The sequence below is a fragment of the Pseudomonas sp. 13B_3.2_Bac1 genome (genome assembly GCF_025466205.1).
Taxonomy (GTDB): Bacteria; Pseudomonadota; Gammaproteobacteria; order Pseudomonadales; family Pseudomonadaceae; genus Aquipseudomonas; species Aquipseudomonas fluorescens_H.
In genome coordinates this window covers 47,793-68,680 of sequence record NZ_JANLOG010000034.1, presented here as the reverse complement: position 1 = coordinate 68,680, position 20,888 = coordinate 47,793, and the positions used below count along the sequence as shown (strand labels likewise).

Genomic DNA, 20,888 nt, shown 5'->3' with positions numbered 1-20,888 from the left:
CGGTCTTGCGGACAATCAGCGGCATGTTTTCCGCTCATGGATTTACCGGCATGTCGCAACCGATCTTTTTCGCCCACGCCAACGGGTTTCCCTCGGGCACCTATGGCAAGTTGTTCGCGGCGCTGGCGCCCGAGTATCGGGTCGCGCATCTGGAACAGCATGCCCATGACCCGCGTTTCCCGGCGGACGACAACTGGTACAACCTGGTCGACGAGTTGATCCACCATTTACAGCAGCAGGATCAACCGGTGTGGGGCGTCGGCCATTCGTTTGGTGGCGTGTTGCACCTGCACGCGGCGTTGCGCTGCCCTGAGTTGTATCGCGGTGTGGTCATGCTCGACTCGCCGGTACTGACCCGCACCGATCAGTGGGTGATCCGCGCTGCCAAGCGTTTCGGCTTCATCGACAAACTGACCCCGGCCGGACGTACGTTGGGCCGGCGCGAAGAATTCGCCGACCTCGACAGTGCGCGCAGCTATTTTGCCGGCAAGACGCTGTTTCGCGGTTTCGATCCGGAATGTTTCGATGCCTACCTGCAACACGGGCTGCATGCGGTCGGCGACAAGCTGCGTCTGCGCTTCGACCCCGCCACCGAAATCAGTATCTATCGCGGCGTGCCGCACACCAGTCCGGGCCGCACGCGCCAATTGCAGGTGCCGCTGGCCGTGGTGCGTGGCCACAAGAGCCGCGTGGTCATGCGTCATCACACCCGATTCGTCGGGCGCCTGCCGCAGGGTGAAGCGCTGAGCATGCCCGGCGGGCACATGTTCCCGCTCGAGCGTCCGCAAGACACGGCACGCCTGCTCAAAGAGCTGTTTACGCGCTGGGAGCGCCGCCAACAGAAGGATTGCGCATGAACCCGACCTTCGAAGAAGTGCGCCTGAGCCTGCCGCATATCGAACTGGCGGCGCACTTGTTCGGTCCCGAGGACGGCCTGCCGGTGATTGCCCTGCATGGCTGGCTCGACAACGCCAACAGCTTCGCGCGCCTGGCGCCCAAGCTCAAAGGTTTGCGCATCATCGCGCTGGACATGGCCGGGCATGGGCATTCCGGGCATCGACCGAATGGCGCCGGTTATGCGCTGTGGGATTACGCCCACGACGTGTTGCAGGTCGCCGAGCAACTGGGCTGGAAGCGTTTCGGCCTGCTCGGGCATTCGATGGGCGCGATCGTTTCGCTGGTGCTGGCCGGTTCGTTGCCGGAGCGCATCACTCACCTGGCGTTGATCGACGGGGTGATTCCTCCTACGGACAAAGGCGAAAATGCCGCCGAGCGCATGGGCATGGCCCTGCAAGCGCAGCTGGATCTGCGCGAGAAGCGCAAGCCGGTCTACAACACCCTCGATCGTGCTATCGAAGCGCGGATGAAGGGCCTGGTGGCGGTCAGCCGCGAAGCCGCTGAACTGTTGGCGCAACGCGGCCTGATGCCGGTGCCCGGCGGTTATACCTGGCGCACCGACAATCGCCTGACCCTGCCATCACCGCTGCGCCTGACTCAGGAGCAGGCAATGGCCTTCGTCCAGCGCATCACCTGCCCGGCGCAACTGGTGGTGGCCGCCGACGGCATGCTGGCCAAACATCCGGAGTTGCTGGAGCGTCTACCCTTTAGCCAGGAACAGCTGGCGGGCGGGCACCATTTGCACCTGAACGATGAGTCCGGTGCCGACCTTGTCGCAGACTGTTTCAATCGCTTCTTCGCCATTCCTTGACTTGCACCGGGCAACTGTCGAGGCTGGGCGGGTTGAAATGGGAGACAACCACGATGGATTTCTATACCGCTGCGAACCCGACCCGCCAAGCCATGCCGATCCGATGAGCCTGACTATGCGGTCACTCAGTCTGTTGGCGCTGTGCTGCTTCAGTTCCGTTTCGTTCGCCGCCGACGTGCCCGGCAGCCAGGATCTGCAGATCGTGCCGCGTCTGGCCGATGCGCAGATCGTCGACTATCGCCCTCCCGTGGAGCTTGAGCGGATCTATCCGCTGGGCTCGATCCGCAAGATCAGCGGCCAGTTACGCTTTGACGGCCAGGTCACGGCGCGTGGCCAGACCACCTCGGTCACCTATGAGTTACCCCCGGAGCATTCCGCCACCGAAGCCTTCACCGCGGCTCGCGAAGCCCTGCAAAAGCAGGACGCCGAGTTGTTGTTCTGGTGTCAGGCCCGCGACTGCGGCGAAAGCAGCCTGTGGGCCAATGAAGTGTTCGGCAATTCCAAGCTGTACGGCGCCGATGAGCAACAGGCCTATCTGCTGTTGCGTCTGGCCGCGCCGAAGGACAACACCCTGGTGGCGCTCTACAGCATCACCCGCGGCAATCGCAAAGCCTACCTGCATGTCGAACAGTTTGAAGCGGGCGCACCGTTGGGCGAGTTGCTGCCGACGTCGGCCACGTTGCTGCGACAGCTCAAAAGCACCGGTGAGCTGGACTTTCCCAAGCTGACCGGCGATCCGGATGACACCTGGCTACGGCTGATTTCCCGTGGCTTGAACCTCGACACCACCCAGCGCGTGACGATTGCCGGACCCAAGGCCGAGGCCTGGCGTCAGGCGCTGATCGGCCAGGGTGTGCGCGCGGCGCGGATGGAGACGGGGAGCGCCGACGGCTCTGGCCTGCGCATCGATCTGTTGCGATAAGCTGCACCGGGCGTGCGCGCGTGGCGTGTTCGCCTACTCTTTGACGAACTGAATTCTTCGAGACTTTACATGCTCAATAACGATCGGCTGTTGGTGCAAATCCTCCTGCTGGTGCTGTTCGGTGCCAGCCTGTGGGTGATGGCGCCGTTCTGGTCGGCGCTGTTCTGGGGCGCGGTACTGGCCTTTGCCAGTTGGCCGCTGATGCGCCTGTTGACCCGTTGGCTCAATGGCCGCGAATCGCTGGCCGCAGCCATTCTGACTCTGGGCTGGATGTTGCTGGTGGCGGCGCCGCTGGTGTGGCTGGGGTTCAACCTGGCCGATCACGTACGCGACGCCACGGTCTTCATCAAGGACGTGCAGGTCGACGGTCTGCCTGAGGCGCCGGTCTGGCTCGGGACTATCCCGTTGGTGGGCGAACGTCTGGTGGGCCTCTGGAACAGCATTGATGAGCAGGGTGCGGCGCTGATGGTATCGATCAAGCCCTACCTGGGGCAGGTGGGTAACTGGTTGCTGGCGCGCAGTGCACAGATCGGTGGCGGCATCCTTGAGCTGACCCTGAGCATTGTCTTCGTGTTCTTTTTCTATCGCGACGGGCCGCGATTGGCGGCGTTCGTTCACAGCCTGCTGCAGCGGCTGATCGGTGAGCGGGCCGGGTACTACATCGAGTTAGTGGCCGGTACGGTGCAGCGGGTGGTCAACGGGGTGATCGGTACGGCGGCGGCGCAGGCGATTCTGGCGTTGATCGGGTTTCTGATTGCCGGGGTTCCGGGGGCTCTGGTGCTGGGGATCGTGACCTTTCTGTTGAGTCTGATTCCGATGGGGCCACCCTTGGTGTGGATTCCGGCCACAGCCTGGCTGGCGTGGAAGGGTGAGTATGGGATGGCGGTGTTTCTCGGGATCTGGGGGACGTTCATCATCAGTGGCGTGGATAACGTGTTGAAGCCTTATCTGATCAGCCGCGGTGGGAATCTGCCGTTGGTGATTGTGTTGCTTGGGGTGTTTGGCGGGTTGATTGCGTTTGGGTTTATCGGGTTGTTTATTGGGCCTACGTTGTTGGCGGTGGCCTATAGTTTGTTGACGGATTGGAGTAAGAGTCAGGCTCGGGTTTAGGTGCCTTGGCTTTTTTGGGGTTGTGGGCATATCCGTTGGTTTGGGTGTGGCGGCTGGCGGTTTCGCCCTTACGGCGAGTCACTTTTCCAGACGCCGAAAAGTAACCAAAAGGCTTGGCCCCGGCGTACGGCCCTCGCTTAGGCTCGGGTTCCTTCGTTGCGGGATTCATCCGGGGGCATCGCCTCCGGTTTGCTTCGCTGCACCTCCTCTCGATGTGTTTGGCTGCGCCAAACGGTCGCTGCGCTCCCACCCCCCGGATGAACCCCTCCACTCAGCCTGCCGAAGGGGCCGGCACGGCAAGATCAAGAGCTGCAGCCGAGCTTGCGCTCATCCTGTTGAGTGGTGAAAAGCATGTGGTCGGCTTTTGCTTTTCTGTAGGAGCCAGCCTGCTGGCGATGGCGGCCTTACAGCCGACCAATTTCCAACTGAATGCCTTCAATCCCTGTGGGAGCTGGCTTGCCAGCGATGGCGGCCTTACAGCCGACCAATCTCCAACTGCCTGCACCCAATCCACTGTGGGAGCGAGCCTGCTCGCGATGGCGGCCTTACAGCCAACCAACCTCTAACTGCCTGTACTCGATCCAATTGTAGGAGTGAGCCTGCTCGCGAAGAGGCATATCAGGCAACCAGCCTCTCACGGCCACACCCAAATGATCGTTCCCACACCGCTGCATGGAAACGATCATCCATCACGACATCATCTCAGGTCGCCACATTCAGGTATTTGCCCACCGGCGCGGCATTGTCGAGCGAGTATTGTTTGCTCAAGTTGGCAATCATCCGGTTCAGCGCTTCGCTGGTGGTCTGGGTGCTGGCGGTATGTTCTTCGGGCGGGCGTTCCCGACCTGTCTGTAGCGCCGCTTTCAGTTCGTCGCTGCTCACGCCACCGCTGCTGTCGCTATCCAACACCTTGAGCAGCGCGGCGCTGGTGTCGGTGCTGGTTGTCGAGGTGTTATCGCTGGTCTGCAGGGCACTGCTCAGTTCGGTAGCGCTGATGTTGCCATCACCATCGGCATCCAGTTGGCTGAACAGTGCGTCGCTGGAGGCTTGTTGCGGGGGCGGAGGTGGGGTCAGGCTGGCGGAGAGTTCGTCCTGGCTGACGGTGCCGTCCTTGTTCTTGTCCAGGGCCGAGAATATTTGGTTGCTGTCGGCGCTGCTGCCTGCGCTGGTCAGGCCGGTGCTCAGTTCGTCGCTGCTGATGGCGCCGTCGCCATCGGTGTCGAGGGCGCTGATCAGGGCGTCGGCGAGGTCGGTGTTGGGGGCTTGATCCTGAGGCGGCGGGGGTGCCATCGCGGTCATTTCTTCGGCGCTGAGGCTGCCGCTATCGTCGCTGTCCAGATCGCCGAATTGCTTGCTTAGGTTGATCAGCACGCCATCGTCGGATTTCTGCGACAGGGCACTTTTCAGTTCGTCCTGATCCACCGCGCCGTCGCCGTTGCTGTCGAGTTTGGCGAACAGTTCCTTTTGCAATTGCTGGCTGCGGGCGTTCTGGGTGGTGCTGCTGGTGCTGGTATAGCTCGTGTAGTTGCTGACGCTACCGATCATGGGCTCACTCCTTGGACTGTCAAACCGGTTCGCATACCGGCTTGTGCAGACTCAAGGGGCAAGTTGTCCTGGGTATTTGGGATTTGTACCGGTGGGTATACACGATGGAGTGAACACCACTGAAACCTGTGGGAGCGGGCTTGCTCGCGAAGGCGGCCGATCATTCAACACAGAAGTCGACTGACACACCGCTTTCGCGAGCAAGCCCGCTCCCACGGGGGATATGTGTGTTTCTCAGGAGCGCGGCAGGCGGATGATTGCGGTCAGGCCGCCACCCGGGGTTTCTTCCAGATTCAACTGGCCACCCAAACGCTGCGCTGCCTCGCGGGCGATGGTCATGCCCAGGCCGACGCCGCCGGAGTTGCGGTTGCGTGAGCCTTCCAGGCGATAGAACGGTTCGAACACCGCCTCGCGTTTGTCTTCGGCAATCCCCGGGCCGTGGTCGATCACGCGGATCAGCAGTTGCTCGCGTTGATCCTGCAATTCGATGCGCGCCTGCCCTGCATAGCGCAGGGCGTTGTCCATCAGGTTGTTGATGCACGAGCGCAGCGCCATCGGCTGCACCTGCAGCGGTGCGCAATGGCCGCTGACGTCAACGTCGGCGCCCTGATCCTGAGCGTTTTCGCACAGCGATTCGACCAGCGCCTGCACGTCCATCAACTGCAACGCTTCGCTGGTGCGCTGTTCGTGCAGGTAGGTGAGGGTGGCGTCGAGCATGCCGATCATGTCGTTGAGGTCTTGGCGCATCTGGCCTTGCAGTTTTTCGTCGTCGATCTGTTCCAGGCGCAGCTTCAACCGCGACAGCGGCGTGCGCAGGTCGTGGGAGACGGCGCCGAGCATGCGTGCTCGCTGCTGCACCTGTTCACGAATGCGTTGTTGCATCAGGTTGAAGGTGTTCGCGGCTTGTCGGGCTTCACGCGGGCCGGACTCGTCCAGCGGCGGGCTGTCGAGGTTTTCGCTGAGGCGTTCGGCGGCGTCGCTCAGGCGCTGGATCGGCCGGCTGAGCAGTTTGGCGCCGTACCACGCGGCGATCATCAACGAGATGAACTGGAAGGTCAGCGGCACCAGCGGGCCGCCGAACCACGGACGCGGCGGGCGATGGGCGAAACGTGGATCCGGCGGTGGCCGTTGGCCGTCGACGCCCTCGGCAAACTCCGGCGGGGGCGGCGGTGGGGGGGGGCCATAGTGATGAAACCAGGCAAAGGCCAGCAGGTGCGCCAGGACGATCGCCACGAACAGCATGCCAAACAGGCGGCCGAACAGCGTGTCGAAGCGCCCTCGCATCAGCCGATGTCTCGTGCGTCGAACAGGTAACCTTCACCGCGCACGGTTTTGATCAACTGTGGGGCTTTCGGGTCGTCGCCGAGTTTTTGCCGCAGGCGCGACACCAGCAAATCGATGCTGCGGTCGAACGCTTCGATCGAGCGGCCACGGGCGGCGTCCAGCAGTTGTTCGCGGCTGAGAACGCGGCGCGGGCGTTCGATGAAGACCCAGAGCAGGCGGAATTCGGCGTTGGACAGCGGCACCACCAGGCCATCGTCGGCGATCAGCTGGCGCAGGACGCTGTTCAGGCGCCAGTTGTCGAAACGGATGTTGGCCCGTTGTTCGGTGCGATCGTCACGTACCCGGCGCAGGATGGTCTGAATCCGCGCCACCAGTTCCCGAGGTTCGAACGGTTTGGCCATGTAGTCGTCGGCGCCCAGTTCGAGGCCGATGATGCGGTCGGTGGGTTCGCAGCGGGCGGTGAGCATCAGGATCGGGATGTCCGATTCGGCGCGCAGCCAGCGGCACAGCGACAGGCCGTCTTCGCCGGGCAACATCAGGTCGAGGACCACCACGTCGAAATGCTCGGCCTGCATCGCCTGGCGCATGGCCGCGCCGTCGGTGACGCCGCTGGCGTGGATGTTGAAGCGGGCCAGGTAGTCGATCATCAGCTCGCGAATCGGCACATCGTCGTCGACGATCAGCGCGCGGATGCTCCAGCGCTTGTCGTCTTTCTGCTCATCAATCACGGTCGTTTGGGTGTTGTGCATGGGGCTGTTCATCTGCCTGTAGGCCCGCCAACCACAAGATGGGCGCGAGGTGGTGGTTTCAGCATAGGCGTCCGGCCGTAAAGCGGGAAGTGCTGATGTAAGGACGTGTTGCGGCTGGCGAGGCTAGCGCGCACGCTTGTTGGCGGCGTGTCGGTTGTGTATCGCATTCGACACAATAACGCCGCAGGCTAAGCTGATCACGCCAGCGGCGACGATTTACCGATCATCGGGTGCCGCGCCGCCGCCGGTTCCGCTACAATGCGCGCCGATTTCGACTTGCCTGAGAGCCCATCCATGTCCGCCTGCCAGACTCCTATCATCGTCGCCCTGGATTTCCCTACCCGTGACGCCGCACTGAAGCTGGCCGACCAGTTGGACCCGAAACTGTGCCGGGTCAAAGTGGGCAAGGAGCTGTTCACCAGTTGCGCCGCGGAAATCGTCGGCACCTTGCGTGACAAAGGCTTCGAGGTGTTCCTCGACCTGAAATTCCATGACATCCCCAACACCACTGCGATGGCCGTGAAAGCCGCGGCCGAGATGGGCGTGTGGATGGTCAACGTGCATTGCTCCGGTGGCCTGCGCATGATGGCGGCCTGCCGTGAAGAGCTGGACAAGCGCAGCGGCCCGCAACCGCTGCTGATCGGCGTGACCGTGCTGACCAGCATGGAGCGTGAAGACCTGGCCGGTATCGGTCTGGATATCGAACCGCAGGAGCAAGTGCTGCGTCTGGCGGCGCTGGCCGAGAAGGCCGGGATGGACGGTCTGGTGTGCTCGGCGCTGGAAGCCACCGCATTGAAGTCGGCGCACCCGTCGCTGCAATTGGTGACCCCGGGGATTCGTCCGGCGGGCAGTGCGCAAGATGACCAGCGCCGTATCCTGACGCCACGTCAGGCGCTGGATGCCGGTTCCGATTATCTGGTGATCGGCCGTCCGATCAGCCAAGCGGCGGATCCGGCCAAGGCACTGGCTTCGGTTGTGGCCGAACTGGCCTGATCAAACACGCAAGATCCAACAATGTGGGAGCGGGCTTGCTCGCGAATGCGGTGGTTCAGTCGAAATTGATATCGACTGACACGGCCTCTTCGCGAGCAAGCCCGCTCCCACAATGGTTTTAGGGTGTTGTCGAGTTAAGTTTCAGACCTTCAGCACCAACTTGCCGAAATTCTCCCCGCTGAACAACTTCATCAGTGTCTCCGGAAAGGTCTGCAGACCTTCGACGATGTCTTCCTTGCTCTTGAGCTGCCCCTTGGCCATCCAGCCGGCCATTTCCTGTGCGGCGCTGGCGTACTGTGCGGCGTAGTCCATCACCACAAAGCCTTCCATACGTGCGCGGTTGACCAGCAGTGACAGGTAGTTGGCCGGGCCTTTGACGGCTTCCTTGTTGTTGTACTGGCTGATGGCGCCGCAGATCACCACCCGGGCTTTCGGGGCCAGGCGGCTGAGCACTGCGTCGAGGATTTCGCCACCGACGTTATCGAAGTACACGTCCACCCCTTTCGGGCACTCGCGCTTGAGTCCGGCCAGTACGTCCTCGTGCTTGTAGTCGATGGCGCCGTCGAAGCCCAGTTCATCGATCAGGTATTTGCACTTGTCGGCACCACCGGCGATACCGACGACCCGGCAACCTTTGATCTTGGCGATCTGCCCGGCAATGCTGCCCACCGCACCCGCAGCCCCTGACAGCACCACGGTGTCGCCAGCCTTCGGTGCGCCCACGTCGAGCAGGGCGAAGTAGGCGGTCATGCCGGTCATGCCAAGGGCCGACAGATACACCGGCAGCGGCGCCAGTTTCGGATCGACTTTGTAGAAACCTCTGGGTTCGCCAAGGAAATAATCCTGCACGCCGAGGGCGCCGTTGACGTAGTCCCCGACGGCAAAGCCCGGGTTGTTCGAAGCGATGACCTGGCCTACACCCAAGGCGCGCATGACTTCGCCAATCGCCACCGGCGGGATGTAGGACTTGCCTTCGTTCATCCAGCCGCGCATGGCCGGGTCGAGGGACAGGTATTGGTTTTTCACCAGTATCTGGCCTGCGCCCGGCTCGCCGACCGGGACTTCCTGATAAGTAAACGTCTCACGGGTCGCCGCGCCCACCGGGCGTTTGGCGAGGAGGAACTGGCGATTGGTCTGGCTGGTCATGGCAGGCACTCGAACTGAATGAAGCCTTGTTGATAGACCCTCGACGCCAATGCTGCAAGGTTGGCTGATGCGGCGAATGCGCAATGATCCAGTGCAGTGATAGTCCCCCGACAGGTTTTATCACTGCGACGGATGAAGGCATAAACAGCCTTCTGATAGTGCTGACGTGGGGCGCGCCCCGGTGGCTATGCTGCGACTCTGCAAATACCTCCTGCATCTCTCCCTTCGAGGACATAACAATGAGCATGACGTTTTCCGGCCAGGTGGTCGTAGTCACCGGAGCGGCCAACGGTATCGGCCGGGCGACCGCCCAGGCATTCGCCGCCGAAGGCTTGAAAGTGGTGGTGGCCGATCTGGATGCGGCAGGGGGCGAGGGGACGGTGGCGCTGATTCGTACAGCCGGTGGCGAAGCGACCTTCGTGCGCTGCAACGTTACCGTCGAAAGCGAAGTGAAGAATCTGATGGACGAGGTGATCAATACTTACGGTCGCCTGGACTACGCCTTCAACAATGCCGGGATCGAAATCGAGCAAGGCAAACTGGCCGACGGCTCGATGGACGAGTTCGACGCGATCATGGGCGTCAACGTCAAAGGTGTGTGGTTGTGCATGAAGTACCAGTTGCCGTTGTTGCTCGCTCAGGGCGGCGGGGCGATCGTCAACACCGCGTCGGTGGCGGGGCTTGGTGCGGCGCCGAAGATGAGCATTTATGCGGCGTCGAAACACGCAGTGATCGGCCTGACCAAATCGGCGGCGATCGAATATGCGAAGAAGAAAATTCGCGTCAACGCCGTATGCCCGGCAGTGATCGACACCGATATGTTCCGCCGCGCCTACGAGGCCGACCCGAAGAAAGGCGAGTTCGCCAATGCGATGCACCCGGTGGGACGCATCGGCAAAGTCGAGGAAATCGCCAGCGCCGTGCTGTATCTGTGCAGTGATGGTGCGGCGTTCACCACCGGTCATTCCCTGGCCGTGGATGGCGGCGTCACTGCTTTCTGACGTCTTGCCGCAAGTCCCAGGAAAACCCGCCTTCGTGCGGGTTTTCTCGTTGTTGCCTGTCAGTTCCGTGAAACCATTAAACAATTTGTATCAAGCGGTTAGAACGGTCGCTTTTGACGGCGTTGTCGCACAGCCTGCAGGACGTGGCTGTGATTTACTGCCGCCAGCAAAACGGACAGGAGTTTGCGTGCTCATGGAATTGAGAATTGACCGACAGGCAATGGTGCCGGTCGTACAGCAGATTGTTGATGGCATGACCGAGTGGATCTCGCGAAGTGGTGTGGCGCCGAGCACGCGGCTGCCCTCCGTCAGGCAGATTGCGCGCGCCAATCTGCTCAGTCAGTCGTGTGTGGCGGAGGCCTGCGAGCGCTTGGTGGCGCAAGGCATTCTGGCCTCGCGCCAGGGCGCCGGATTCATGGTGGCCGCGCACGGCAGCGGGTTGCTCGGAATTGACTGCGGGCCGGCAGAAAACTGTTTGAAGCTCGGCGAAGGTGGCTTGCCGCAAAGCTGGCGGGAGTCCGATGACCTGAGTTACGCGATCCGTGAGGTGGCCCGTACCGACATGGCGAGCCTGTTCAATTACAGCAGCCCGCTGGGGCTGCCGGCGCTGCGCGAGCAGATCGTCAAGCGCCTCAGGCTGATCGGCGTCCAGGCCCGGGAAGAACAGGCCCTGACGACTTCCGGTGCCAGCCACGCGCTTGATCTGCTCGTACGCACGCTATTCAAGTCCGGGGATTGCGTCGTAGTCGAAAGCCCCGGGTACGCGCCGTTGTTCGAGCTGTTGCGCCTGCATGGCGTGCAATTGCTGGAAGTGCGTCGCACCCCGAGCGGGCCTGATCCTCAGGCACTGGAGACGCTGTTGAGGCAATTCCGGCCGGTCGCGATGTTCATCAACAGCCATCACCACAATCCCACCGGCTCCTGTCTGACACTGGGCGTGGCGCAACAGATCCTGCAGTTGTGCAACGCCCACGATGTGCGCGTGATCGAAGACGATGTCTACGCCGACCTGCACAATGGTAACGGCACACGCCTGGCGGCACTCGATGAGCGAGTGATCTATATCGGCAGTTTTTCCAAGACGCTCAGCAGCTCGCTGCGCGTCGGGTTCGTGTACGCCGAACCCTCGCTGATTGCGCGTCTGGCGCGGGTCAAGATGATCAGCAGCATGGGCTCCTCGAGCTTCAACGAGGCGGTGCTGGCCAGTCTCCTGGCCAATGGGGCGTATCGCAAAATGGTCCAGCGTCAGCGTCAGCGCCTCAATACTGATCGGATTGCCGCATTACAGGCGTTGGAAGATGCCGACTGGGAGGTTTTCGGCAAGCCGTGCGGCGGGCTGTTCATCTGGGCCCGCGCACCGCTGAGCGATCTTGCCCGCTTGCACAGTCAGGCGCAGTGCAGTGGCGTGCGCCTGTGTGCGCCGGGGGCTTTCAGTCCGAGTGGCGAAGTCGGTGAGTGGCAGCGAATCAATGTCGCCTATGCCTGTGATCCGCGCGCCCGACAGTTTTTTCGCAGCACCCGTGTGAATCGACCTCAAGCGTTCTGAAAACGACGCGTGCGTAGCTTTTTGCCATTATTCCGACGCCAGAGACTTGTGCTGCTCCATGGCCGTTGCGAATCTTCGGCAACAGACTTTGGCAGGGGACTAAGCGCAATGATTTCCGCCGTGCAAGGACGTTTTGCCAACCTCGGTATGGCGAAGAAACTGGGTATCGGGTTCGTGCTGGTGCTGCTGTTGACTGCGCTGGTGGCTGCCATCGGTGTTTGGTCCCTGCAGACCATCAGTCATCGTTTCGATGGGCTGAAGCAGATGTCGTCACTCAACAGCGCGTTGCTCAAGGTGCGACTGCTGGAGCAGGACTATGCGCTGCACAGCAACCCGAAAACCGTCGATGCCTTGCACGAAGGCGTCGACGGTTTGCTGGCCCAGGCGGCGCAACTCAAGGCGCAATCCCCGGCCAACGTGGCGGTGATGGGCGATGTCGAGCAGGCATTGGGCGCCTATCGCAAGGCTTTCGATGAGTTCGTCTCGCTGACCCAGGCCAAGGATCTGGCGCTGGAAATGGCCAGTTGGTCGGTGTCCAGCGTGGCCAACAACCTGGATGTGCTGCAAGCCGGGCTGGCCGATGATGGCGCGTATACCTTGAAGGACACCGAAGGCAAGGACGGTGCGCAGTTCATCGAACAGGCCAGTCAGGTCAGCCAGGTGTCGCGGTTGATGCTGCAGGCGATGAACGAGGCGCGGATTCGTCTGGACCAGAGCCGCAAGGGCGATGCCGACAGTGCCGGCAAGGGCAATATCGAGCAGGCCGCTCAGGCCCAGGCTCAGGCCGAGCAGTTGAAGACCACGGTCAAGGATGAGGGCTACCTGACAGTCCTTAATGAAGTGTCCGGGCACATCGCCGGTTTCAACGACAAACTCGCCGAGTACACCGGCCTGCTGGCCCAGGAAAAAACCGTCTACGAGCAGCTGCACCAGCGCGCGGCGCAGGTGATGGAGCGCGTGGATCAGGCGTATGGCGCAGAGGATGGCGCGATGCAGGCGGAACTGAAGAAGAACTCGGTGTTGATCATCGGTTCTTCAGCGCTGGCGTTGCTGGTCGGGTTGATTGCCGCGTGGGTCATTACCCGGTTGATCGTCGCGCCGTTGCGCAGTGTGATGCGGGTCGCACAGCAGATTGCGGCCGGGGATTTGAGTGCGAGGGTAGAGGTCACCCGTCGTGATGAAATTGGCCAGCTGATGCTGGCGATGCAGCAGATGGGCGCCGGGCTGAGCACGATCGTCAGCGGTTTGCAGGCGGGAATTGAACAGTTGGCCAGTTCAGCGCAATCGCTGTCCGCAGTGACCGAGCAGACCAACCTTGAGGTCAACAGCCAGAAGGAAGAAACCGAGCAGGTGGCCACGGCCATGAACCAGATGACCGCCACCGTGCATGACGTGGCGCGTAACGCCGAGGAGGCGGCGCTGGCCGCGCAAACGGCGGATGGCAAGGTCGAGAGTGGGCAGCAGGTGGTGCGCCAGAGCATGGCGCGGATCGAGCAGTTGGCGGATTCGGCGACGTCGGCCAGTTCAAGCATCGAAAGCCTCAGTGCGCAGATCCAGAACATAGGTACGGTGCTGGATGTGATCAAAAGCGTGGCCGAGCAGACCAATCTGCTGGCCCTCAACGCTGCGATCGAGGCGGCGCGGGCCGGGGAGCAGGGCAGGGGGTTTGCAGTGGTCGCTGATGAGGTTCGTGCGTTGGCGCGGCGTACCCAGCAATCGACCGAGGAGATCGAGCGGCTGGTCAGTGCGTTGCGCTCGGCAGCGCATTCGTCGGTGCAGCAGATTCAGAGCAGTGGTGAATTGGTGAAGCTGGCGGTCAGTGATGCGCTGCAGACGGAGAGTGCGCTGGGCAGTATTGCGGCGGCGGTTTCGTTGATTCAGCAGATGAATCAGCAGATTGCGGCGGCGGCGGAGGAGCAGAGTTCGGTGGCTGAGGAGATCAATCGCAGTGTGACGAGTATTCGCGCGAGTGCGGATCAGTCTTCGATTGCGATGCGGGGGAATGCGGTTTCGAGTGTTGAGCTGGCGCGGTTGGGGGGGGAGCTCAAGGGGATGGTTGGGCATTTTCGGCTTTGACTTGGCGGCCTCTGGGCCGACCAGGTTCTTGGTTGGGGGGTGTGAATATCCGTTGCTGCGGTAACGGCTTCTTATGGTTCCGCTCTTACAGCGGCTCACTTTTCCAGACGCCGGAGTGCCGGCCCAGCGAAAAGTAAGCAAAAGGCTTGGCCCCGGCGTACGGCCCTCGCTTAGGCTCGGGTTCCTTCGTTGCGGGATTCATCCGGGGGCATCGCCTCCGGTTTGCTTCGCTGCACCTCCTCTCGATGTGTTTGGCTGCGCCAAACGGTCGCTGCGCTCCCACCCCCGGATAAACCCCTCCACTCAGCCTGCCGATGGGGCCGGCACGGCAAGATCAAGAGCTGCAGCCGAGCTTGCGCTCATCCTGTGTAGGAGCTGCCGAAGGCTGCGATCTTTTGATCTTGATCTTGATCTTGTGGGAGCTGGCTTGGCAGCGATGGCGGCCTGACAGCCGACCAATCTCCAACTTAATACCCTCAATCCCACTGTGGGAGCGGGCTTGCTCGCGAAGACGGCCTGACAGCCAACCACTCTCCAACTGAATACCCTCAATCCCACTGTAGGAGCCAGCCTGCTGGCGATAGCGGCCCTACAGCCGACCAATCTCCAACTGAATAAACTCATGCCCACTGTGGGAGCGGGCTTGCTCGCTAAGGCGGCCTTACTGCCAACCAATCTCTAACTGAGTGTTCGCAATGGCAGTCAGCCCATCACCCACAAAAAAGCCACCTCTCGGTGGCTTTTCTTCAACTTTCGACAATCAGTCGTAGATCACTTTCTTTTTCCAGTCCGCATCGGCTTCGACTTCCTTGAGGCCTTCGGTCAACTGGTTCACTTCGCCTTCGACTGGAGCAATCTTGTCCATGACCTGGGCGTTGGCGCGGGCCAGCAGTTTTTCCAGGTATTGCAGTTGTTCCGAGTACATCTGCGGGTCTTGCTGTTTGCGCAGGTATTGCACGCCGCGTTCGAAGGCGAGGCGGGCCTGGCCGGGCTGGTTTTGTTGGAGGGATTGTTGGCCGAGGTTGTTGAAGAATTCGATGTGCAGCAGGACCAGGATGTGGCGGACTTCTTTGATCCAGTGTTTGGCTTCGTTTGGTGGCAGGAAGCCGTCGTGGGCGGCGCGGGTGATCTGGCCGTGCAGGGCTTCGAGCAGGAAGCGGACGTCCTTGGCTTTGGCTTCGGTCAGGATCGGTGATGGTGGGTTGTTGACCGGGATCGATTCGCCCTGGGCCACCAGTGCGCTCAGTTCGGTGATTCGTGCTTTGGTCGTGGCGCTGGTTTTTTCCAGGTTCAGCAGGCGCTGGCAGACGTTCAGTTCCAGACGGGTCAGCAACAGCTTGAGCGCCGGGGTCATGAACTGGCCGGGGAAAGTTTCGGTCAGTTCGCCGCAGCGGCGCAGGCGATCGTTGAGTTCGATCTTGGTGCGGGCCTTCTCCAGTTTGTTGTTTTCCACCACATGGTTCATGTAGCCAATGGCGATCAGAATTGCGATCCCGGCTACGACTAGCAGGGTGATCATGAGTGGTGTCACCGGTAAGACCTCTTTATAGGGTTCGCGTGCGATTTTAGTGGCTGGGCATTTAGGCGCCTAGCGCCGCTCGACGAGTTGGATCGGCAGCTTCAATCTGTATCGGCTGCGCACTGCTTATATGAATGCTGGCCCTGGAAGTGCAGATTGCCATCACTGAGCGGTGGACTATAGCGTCTTGGCGAGTGGCGGAATATAGGCGTCAATCGTCGGGCGACGGAAAACCCCGAATGCTCCCGTAAAGCAGGTCGAAGTCATTGATTTAAATAAATTTATATTCGGGGGTTGACGACCTCTCAAACCATCCATAGAATGCGCGCCACTTGCAGCGTAAAGCACACAGCGAAACGCCGCAGGGAGTGAATGTTGTAGCGTGTCCCCTTCGTCTAGTGGCCTAGGACACCGCCCTTTCACGGCGGTAACAGGGGTTCGAGTCCCCTAGGGGACGCCAATGCGGGAATAGCTCAGTTGGTAGAGCACGACCTTGCCAAGGTCGGGGTCGCGAGTTCGAGTCTCGTTTCCCGCTCCAATTTTAAACGGCACTGCTTTCGGGCGGGGCTGAGTGAAACCAGAGCCAAGTCTTCGGATGCGGATCTGGACACCGAAACACACACCATGTGTTCCGGGTAGCGTGTCCCCTTCGTCTAGTGGCCTAGGACACCGCCCTTTCACGGCGGTAACAGGGGTTCGAGTCCCCTAGGGGACGCCATTTGCGGGAATAGCTCAGTTGGTAGAGCACGACCTTGCCAAGGTCGGGGTCGCGAGTTCGAGTCTCGTTTCCCGCTCCAAATTCTAAAAGTGCCGCTCAGTGAGCGGCGTTTTTATTAGTGAAAGTTGTAGCCTGTCCCCTTCGTCTAGTGGCCTAGGACACCGCCCTTTCACGGCGGTAACAGGGGTTCGAGTCCCCTAGGGGACGCCATTGCGGGAATAGCTCAGTTGGTAGAGCACGACCTTGCCAAGGTCGGGGTCGCGAGTTCGAGTCTCGTTTCCCGCTCCAATTTCACAAAAACGCCGATCAGTGATGATCGGCGTTTTTGTTTGTGCAGTATTTGTCGCGCAACAAAAAAGGACCTTCGGGTCCTTTTTTGTTTTCACGTCAGGCCCGCTGAATCACGGGCCCGTGTCTTATCAGAGCTTCGGCAGTTGCCCGACACGCCCCATCATTTCCGTGACGATCTGCAGGTCCAGCAGGAACTGGTCAACCGTCTTGAACTCGCCATCGGTATGCCCGGTGTATTTGACTTCAGGTCGCGCCAGGCCGAATTGCACGCCGTTCGGCAATTCGTGCACCGACGTTGCGCCGGCAGACGTACCGAACTCGTGCTTCATGCCCAGGTTTTCAGTGGCTACCGCCAGCAGTGCTTTCACCCATTCGCCTTCCGGATTGCGGTACATCGGTTCGGCGATCGAATAGGTGAAGTCCACGGCGACGTGGGTTTTCTTGCTCCAGGCCGTGAGTTTGTCAGCGATTTCCTTCTTCAGTACCTCCGGTGATTTACCCTTCGGCACACGCAGGTTGACCGCCAGTTTGAAGGCTTTGTCGTCCACGCCCACATAGGTCAGGGAAGTGGTCAGCGGGCCCATGAACGAATCGGAGAAACCCACGCCGAGTTTCTTGCCCAGGTAATCCAGGCCCCAATTGTTGGACGCATAGCGTGCAGCGTCGGTGATCTGGTTGTGCTTGAGCGCCACCTTGCCGTCGAGGCTGTTGATGAAGTCGAGCATCCGCGCGACCGGATTGACGCCGGACTCGGGCTCGGAGGAGTGCGCGGATACGCCGGTAATCGTCAGTTTGACGTCTTTGCCGTCAACCTTGGCCGCGACTTCGAAGTTGCCGCCGTGTTTTTTCGCGTACTCGTTGCCGGCCTTTTGCAGGCTCGCCGCCAGTTGCTCAGGCTTGTCGGTGACGAGGGTCGCAACCGAAACCGATGGAATCTGGTTGGTTGCCAGGCCGCCAGTCATCGAGATGATTTCTGCGCCGCTGCCTTCAGCCTTGCGCAGCGGGAAGTTGGCCATGACCGTGCCGTAGCCTTTCTCTGCGATGACCACCGGATAGCCGCCGTCCAGCGCCATGTTGTAGTTCGGCGTCGGGTTGTGTTCGAAGTAATACGGGATCGCGTCGCCGGAGGTTTCTTCGGTGGTGTCCACCAGCAGTTTGAAGTTGCGTGCCAGCGGCAGCTTTTCTTCCTTGATCACTTTCATCGCGTACATCGCGACGACGATGCCGTTCTTGTCGTCCTCGGTGCCGCGGCCATACATGCGGTCGCCGATCAGTGTGACTTTGAACGGATCGAGTTTGGTGCCGTCTTTCAGTACCCAGTTTTCCGGGGTGACCGGCACCACGTCGGCATGGGCGTGAATGCCCACAACTTCGTCGCCGCTGCCGTCGAGGGAAATTTCATAGACGCGGTTGTCGACGTTGCGGAACTTCAGGTTGAACGATTCGGCCAGGTTCTTGATCTTTTCGGCGATCTTGATGAACTCCGGATTGTCGTGCTGGGCCACGCCTTCTTTCTGGAAGGTCGGGATTTCCACCAGCTCGCGCAGGGTTTCGAGGGCGGCTTTGCCGTACTTCACGCGGGTGTAGATGCCCAGCAGGCGATAGATCTCGTTCTGCTGTTCGGCGCTCAGGGTCTTGTTGTCGAGAAAACCATTGATCGCCGGGGCGAGGTTGTCGGTCTTGCTCAGATCGCTCTTGGCTACGGCACCGAGAAACTGACGAAAATCGCTGACCGTCGTATCGCTGAAGGTCTTGAGGATCGCAGCGCTTTGCTCGGGGGTGATGTTGGCCTGAGCAGGCAGGGTGAACGACGAAAGACTGGCCAGAACCAGGCTGGCAGCAGCCAGACGCTTGAGGGAAAAATGCATTGCGATGGGCATTCCTTTGCAGGCAGTTGAGTGGGAAGTGTTTGAAAGATGAAACAAATCTTTTCCAAACTAACACCGCGAAGGTGTTGAAGGGGAGCCCCTGAAGTGGGATTCGTCGCACAGAAATGCAAAAGCGGCGCACAAACGAAAAAGGCCCGATCGGCGTTCAACCGATCGGGCCTTTGCTTTGAACGCGGCTTTTACATCGACAGCACCAGCCTGCCGGCGAACAGAATCAGGATCACGCCCATGCTGCGTTCGAACCAATGGCCCATGCGCATGAACAGGGTCCGTACCCGGCTGCTGGAAAAAAACAGCGCGACGATCACAAACCACAGCGCATTCACGAAGCACATCCACACCCCGTACAGCGCCTGGATTTCCAGCGGGGTGCTGGCGCTGATGATGGTGGTGAAGATCGCCAGGAAAAACAGCGTGGCCTTGGGGTTGGTGGCATTGGTCAGAAAACCGGTGCTGAACGCCTTGAACAGCGACTGCTCGACCAGTGGTTCGTCCGTGCTTTTCTCGCCCTCAAGCGTGGTTTTCGGTTTACTGCGAATCAGGCTGATGCCGAGGTAAAAGATGTACGCCCCACCGATCACCTTGGCCACCGTCAGCAACCACGGTGTGGTGTGCATCAGAGCGCCAACGCCGAGCAACGTGTAGAGAACGTGCACGGAAATTCCGGCGCCGATCCCCAGTGCGGTGCAGATCCCCACCAGTCGGCCGAAGCGTACGCTCTGGCGGATGGTGACAGCGAAGTCCGGGCCGGGAGCGACCACGGCCAGAAAGTGAATGGTGGCCAGCGCCAGAAACTCGCCCAGGTAGTTCGATAACATCTCAGCTCCAGAAGGTCAGGGGTGAAGCATTGCCGCGATAGCCGACAAAGAACGAAAGGCTCAGTCGCGGATCCGCCACGCCCGGGGTGACCGAGTGCATGCAGCGCGAATTGAACATGATGAAATCTCCCGGTTGCGGCCGCACTTCAAGGGTCGGTGGGCCGAGCAGCGCCGGGTCGATGCCGTAACTGTCACCGCGCATCTCGTCGAACTGATCCGGGGTGATGTCGGCGTCCCACATCTGCAGCGCGCCGCCTTCGGTCGGCATGTTCAGGTAGACGTTGCAGGCGAACTGCGCCTCCAGGCTGCGGGCCTGAAAGCTGTCCGGGGCGTCTTTGGCGAAAATGTCGTGATGGGCAAGAAAGCACACGCCGGGTTTAACCACCCGTGACAGGCCGACGTACATCTTGCGGCCGTAGAGGTTTTCCAGATGGGCACCGGCCGGCCATGACTCATCGAGCATGCAGCGCAGGGTGTCGACCGGCGAGGAGTAGGGCGCACAACGCTCGCGCAGTTCGGCGATGTTACTGGCGGCGCGTTCGAAGTAGTCCTCGATCAGCAACGGCTGGTTTTCCGCCTCGTAAAACGCCATGCCGATCCGGCCGATGCTCGGCGCGTTGATGTAGCCCTCGAAGCCCGGAGCCAGAATCTTGTCGCCAATCTGGATCGCCAGCGGCTCGGGCAAAAAGCCTTTGACGCGGATGGCGAGGACTTCTTCGTTGGCCAGTTTTTTTATGCACGTCTCATCGAGACGCTCGACGTCTAGCATCATTGTTTTTAGGTCCATCTATCGATAGTCAACGGAACCAGCGAATGCGGTTCCCCCGGCGTCGGACGCTGCGTGGCGCAACGCCCGAGATGCTTAATCCACGCTGTAGTGGACGGATAACGTGCCTTTCTTCTGCGAAAGGGAGGCGATCGTGACTGTGCCCAAATCCTTCAGGCTGCGTACATGGGTGCCACCGCAACCGTAGGCCGGCAGTTCGCCAAAACCAATTTCCCGCGCGCCCTCGCGCAGCGAGGTCAGGCGCGGCAGATCGTGCTCGATCCACTGACTTATTCCGTGTTGAACGGTTGGTGCGTCGAGTTCCTGAGCGGCATCGCCCGGTTTGAACTGCACCCGGCCTTCGTCTGGCCAGTGGTGCGCCTTGATTGGTGTCCAGCCCATGGCCTGGACGAAATGCCCGATCAAATGCCCGGCAGAATGCATGCGGGTGTTGTAGCGGCGACGTTGTTCATCGACGTGAATACAGGTCATGCCCAGTTTCACCGGACGATCGACGTAATGCACGATCCGGTCGGGTTCCTGCACCACGCGCAGCACCTGGCTTTCGCCGATCATGCCGGTATCACAAGGCTGACCACCGCCTTGCGGGTGAAACAGGGTGGCGCGCAGCACCACGGCAAATTCGTTCTCATGGGGCGTGCAGTCGAGGACTTCCACATTGGCCTTGAGGTCATCACTATGGAAAAAGAGGCGAAGCGTCATATTCCATGCCCTTATTAAAGTTTCTATTTTTATTATATGAATCGTGCAATAACGTGATAATCCGTTCAAACATCAAAGGACTTG

At 60.6% G+C, this 20,888-nt stretch carries 17 protein-coding genes, 6 tRNA genes and 1 pseudogene; 15 read left to right on the top strand and 9 right to left on the bottom strand.

The genetic code is table 11. The annotated features are described in order from the left end of the window. Window positions 1-50 precede the first annotated feature (50 nt). From NTD85_RS05435 to NTD85_RS05420, 4 genes are all read left to right on the top strand, one after another. A complete protein-coding gene (locus NTD85_RS05435; protein WP_003227131.1) occupies window positions 51-857 on the top strand; it encodes an alpha/beta fold hydrolase in 807 nt (268 codons plus the stop codon). After that, complete coding sequence (locus tag NTD85_RS05430) at window positions 854-1,708, top strand: alpha/beta hydrolase (RefSeq protein ID WP_134787091.1); 855 nt, start codon at window positions 854-856, stop codon at window positions 1,706-1,708. Before NTD85_RS05435 ends, NTD85_RS05430 begins: the two co-directional genes overlap by 4 nt. 115 nt (window positions 1,709-1,823) lie before the next feature. Further along, window positions 1,824-2,630 carry a DUF4892 domain-containing protein gene (locus NTD85_RS05425; protein WP_262141622.1) on the top strand — a complete coding sequence of 269 codons (807 nt, stop codon included), beginning with the start codon at window positions 1,824-1,826 and terminating at the stop codon, window positions 2,628-2,630. A 69-nt stretch (window positions 2,631-2,699) separates the two neighbouring features. Next, the gene (locus NTD85_RS05420; RefSeq protein ID WP_103485473.1) at window positions 2,700-3,740 is read left to right on the top strand and encodes an AI-2E family transporter; all 1,041 of its coding nucleotides are present in this window, start codon (window positions 2,700-2,702) and stop codon (window positions 3,738-3,740) included. A 702-nt stretch (window positions 3,741-4,442) separates the two neighbouring features. Here the strand turns inward: NTD85_RS05420 and xopAW are convergent. The 3 genes from xopAW to NTD85_RS05400 all read right to left on the bottom strand — a co-directional run bounded on the left by xopAW (window position 4,443) and on the right by NTD85_RS05400 (window position 7,330). Next, window positions 4,443-5,285 (bottom strand): EF-hand domain-containing protein, encoded by an 843-nt coding sequence (gene xopAW, locus NTD85_RS05415; protein ID WP_262141621.1) that lies wholly within the window; start codon window positions 5,283-5,285, stop codon window positions 4,443-4,445. Between the two features lie 234 nt (window positions 5,286-5,519). Beyond that, window positions 5,520-6,569: a sensor histidine kinase gene (locus NTD85_RS05405; RefSeq protein ID WP_003227125.1), complete on the bottom strand. Its 1,050-nt coding sequence runs from the start codon at window positions 6,567-6,569 to the stop codon at window positions 5,520-5,522. Continuing rightward, window positions 6,569-7,330 (bottom strand): response regulator, encoded by a 762-nt coding sequence (locus NTD85_RS05400; RefSeq protein ID WP_400498052.1) that lies wholly within the window; start codon window positions 7,328-7,330, stop codon window positions 6,569-6,571. The genes NTD85_RS05405 and NTD85_RS05400 overlap by 1 nt, the downstream gene beginning before the upstream one ends. Window positions 7,331-7,612: 282 nt before the next feature. Between NTD85_RS05400 and pyrF the strand changes: the two genes are divergently transcribed. Continuing rightward, window positions 7,613-8,311: an orotidine-5'-phosphate decarboxylase gene (gene pyrF, locus NTD85_RS05395; RefSeq protein ID WP_262141620.1), complete on the top strand. Its 699-nt coding sequence runs from the start codon at window positions 7,613-7,615 to the stop codon at window positions 8,309-8,311. 141 nt (window positions 8,312-8,452) lie between these two features. Here pyrF and NTD85_RS05390 read toward each other — a convergent pair whose 3' ends face one another. Then, the gene (locus NTD85_RS05390) at window positions 8,453-9,457 is read right to left on the bottom strand and encodes an NADP-dependent oxidoreductase (protein WP_262141619.1); all 1,005 of its coding nucleotides are present in this window, start codon (window positions 9,455-9,457) and stop codon (window positions 8,453-8,455) included. Between the two features lie 239 nt (window positions 9,458-9,696). Here NTD85_RS05390 and NTD85_RS05385 point away from each other — a divergent pair, with 239 nt between their 5' ends. The 4 genes and pseudogenes from NTD85_RS05385 to NTD85_RS27710 all read left to right on the top strand — a co-directional run bounded on the left by NTD85_RS05385 (window position 9,697) and on the right by NTD85_RS27710 (window position 14,080). Continuing rightward, the gene (locus NTD85_RS05385) at window positions 9,697-10,458 is read left to right on the top strand and encodes an SDR family oxidoreductase (protein WP_003227117.1); all 762 of its coding nucleotides are present in this window, start codon (window positions 9,697-9,699) and stop codon (window positions 10,456-10,458) included. Between the two features lie 193 nt (window positions 10,459-10,651). Then, on the top strand, window positions 10,652-12,004 hold the full coding sequence (locus NTD85_RS05380) for a PLP-dependent aminotransferase family protein (protein ID WP_262141618.1): 1,353 nt from the start codon (window positions 10,652-10,654) through the stop codon (window positions 12,002-12,004). 108 nt (window positions 12,005-12,112) lie between these two features. Beyond that, window positions 12,113-13,171 (top strand): annotated as a pseudogene (locus NTD85_RS27715) (methyl-accepting chemotaxis protein); the annotation flags it as partial. Between the two features lie 27 nt (window positions 13,172-13,198). Further along, window positions 13,199-14,080: a methyl-accepting chemotaxis protein gene (locus NTD85_RS27710; protein WP_400498071.1), complete on the top strand. Its 882-nt coding sequence runs from the start codon at window positions 13,199-13,201 to the stop codon at window positions 14,078-14,080. A gap of 760 nt (window positions 14,081-14,840) precedes the next feature. On the opposite strand, the gene NTD85_RS05370 is transcribed toward NTD85_RS27710, so the two are convergent. Beyond that, a complete protein-coding gene (locus NTD85_RS05370) occupies window positions 14,841-15,599 on the bottom strand; it encodes a hypothetical protein (protein WP_262141617.1) in 759 nt (252 codons plus the stop codon). Window positions 15,600-15,983: 384 nt separating this feature from the next. On the opposite strand from NTD85_RS05370, the gene NTD85_RS05365 reads away from it, so the two are divergent. From NTD85_RS05365 to NTD85_RS05340, 6 genes are all read left to right on the top strand, one after another. Next, window positions 15,984-16,059 (top strand) — tRNA-Glu (locus NTD85_RS05365). A 2-nt stretch (window positions 16,060-16,061) separates the two neighbouring features. After that, window positions 16,062-16,137 (top strand) — tRNA-Gly (locus tag NTD85_RS05360). 104 nt (window positions 16,138-16,241) lie between these two features. After that, window positions 16,242-16,317: transfer RNA gene (locus NTD85_RS05355), tRNA-Glu, on the top strand. A gap of 3 nt (window positions 16,318-16,320) precedes the next feature. Next, window positions 16,321-16,396: transfer RNA gene (locus NTD85_RS05350), tRNA-Gly, on the top strand. A 55-nt stretch (window positions 16,397-16,451) separates the two neighbouring features. Beyond that, a tRNA-Glu gene (locus NTD85_RS05345) sits at window positions 16,452-16,527 on the top strand. Window positions 16,528-16,529: 2 nt separating this feature from the next. Further along, a tRNA-Gly gene (locus tag NTD85_RS05340) sits at window positions 16,530-16,605 on the top strand. Window positions 16,606-16,736: 131 nt separating this feature from the next. Here NTD85_RS05340 and NTD85_RS05335 read toward each other — a convergent pair. From NTD85_RS05335 to NTD85_RS05320, 4 genes are all read right to left on the bottom strand, one after another. Then, the gene (locus NTD85_RS05335) at window positions 16,737-18,476 is read right to left on the bottom strand and encodes a dipeptidase (protein ID WP_262141616.1); all 1,740 of its coding nucleotides are present in this window, start codon (window positions 18,474-18,476) and stop codon (window positions 16,737-16,739) included. 200 nt (window positions 18,477-18,676) lie between these two features. Then, window positions 18,677-19,315, bottom strand: a complete 639-nt coding sequence (locus NTD85_RS05330; protein WP_003227106.1) for a LysE family translocator — start codon at window positions 19,313-19,315, stop codon at window positions 18,677-18,679. Between the two features lies 1 nt (window position 19,316). Next, the gene (locus NTD85_RS05325; RefSeq protein WP_262141615.1) at window positions 19,317-20,087 is read right to left on the bottom strand and encodes a 2OG-Fe(II) oxygenase; all 771 of its coding nucleotides are present in this window, start codon (window positions 20,085-20,087) and stop codon (window positions 19,317-19,319) included. 90 nt (window positions 20,088-20,177) lie between these two features. After that, window positions 20,178-20,804: a hypothetical protein gene (locus tag NTD85_RS05320; protein ID WP_103521103.1), complete on the bottom strand. Its 627-nt coding sequence runs from the start codon at window positions 20,802-20,804 to the stop codon at window positions 20,178-20,180. Window positions 20,805-20,888 lie beyond the last annotated feature (84 nt).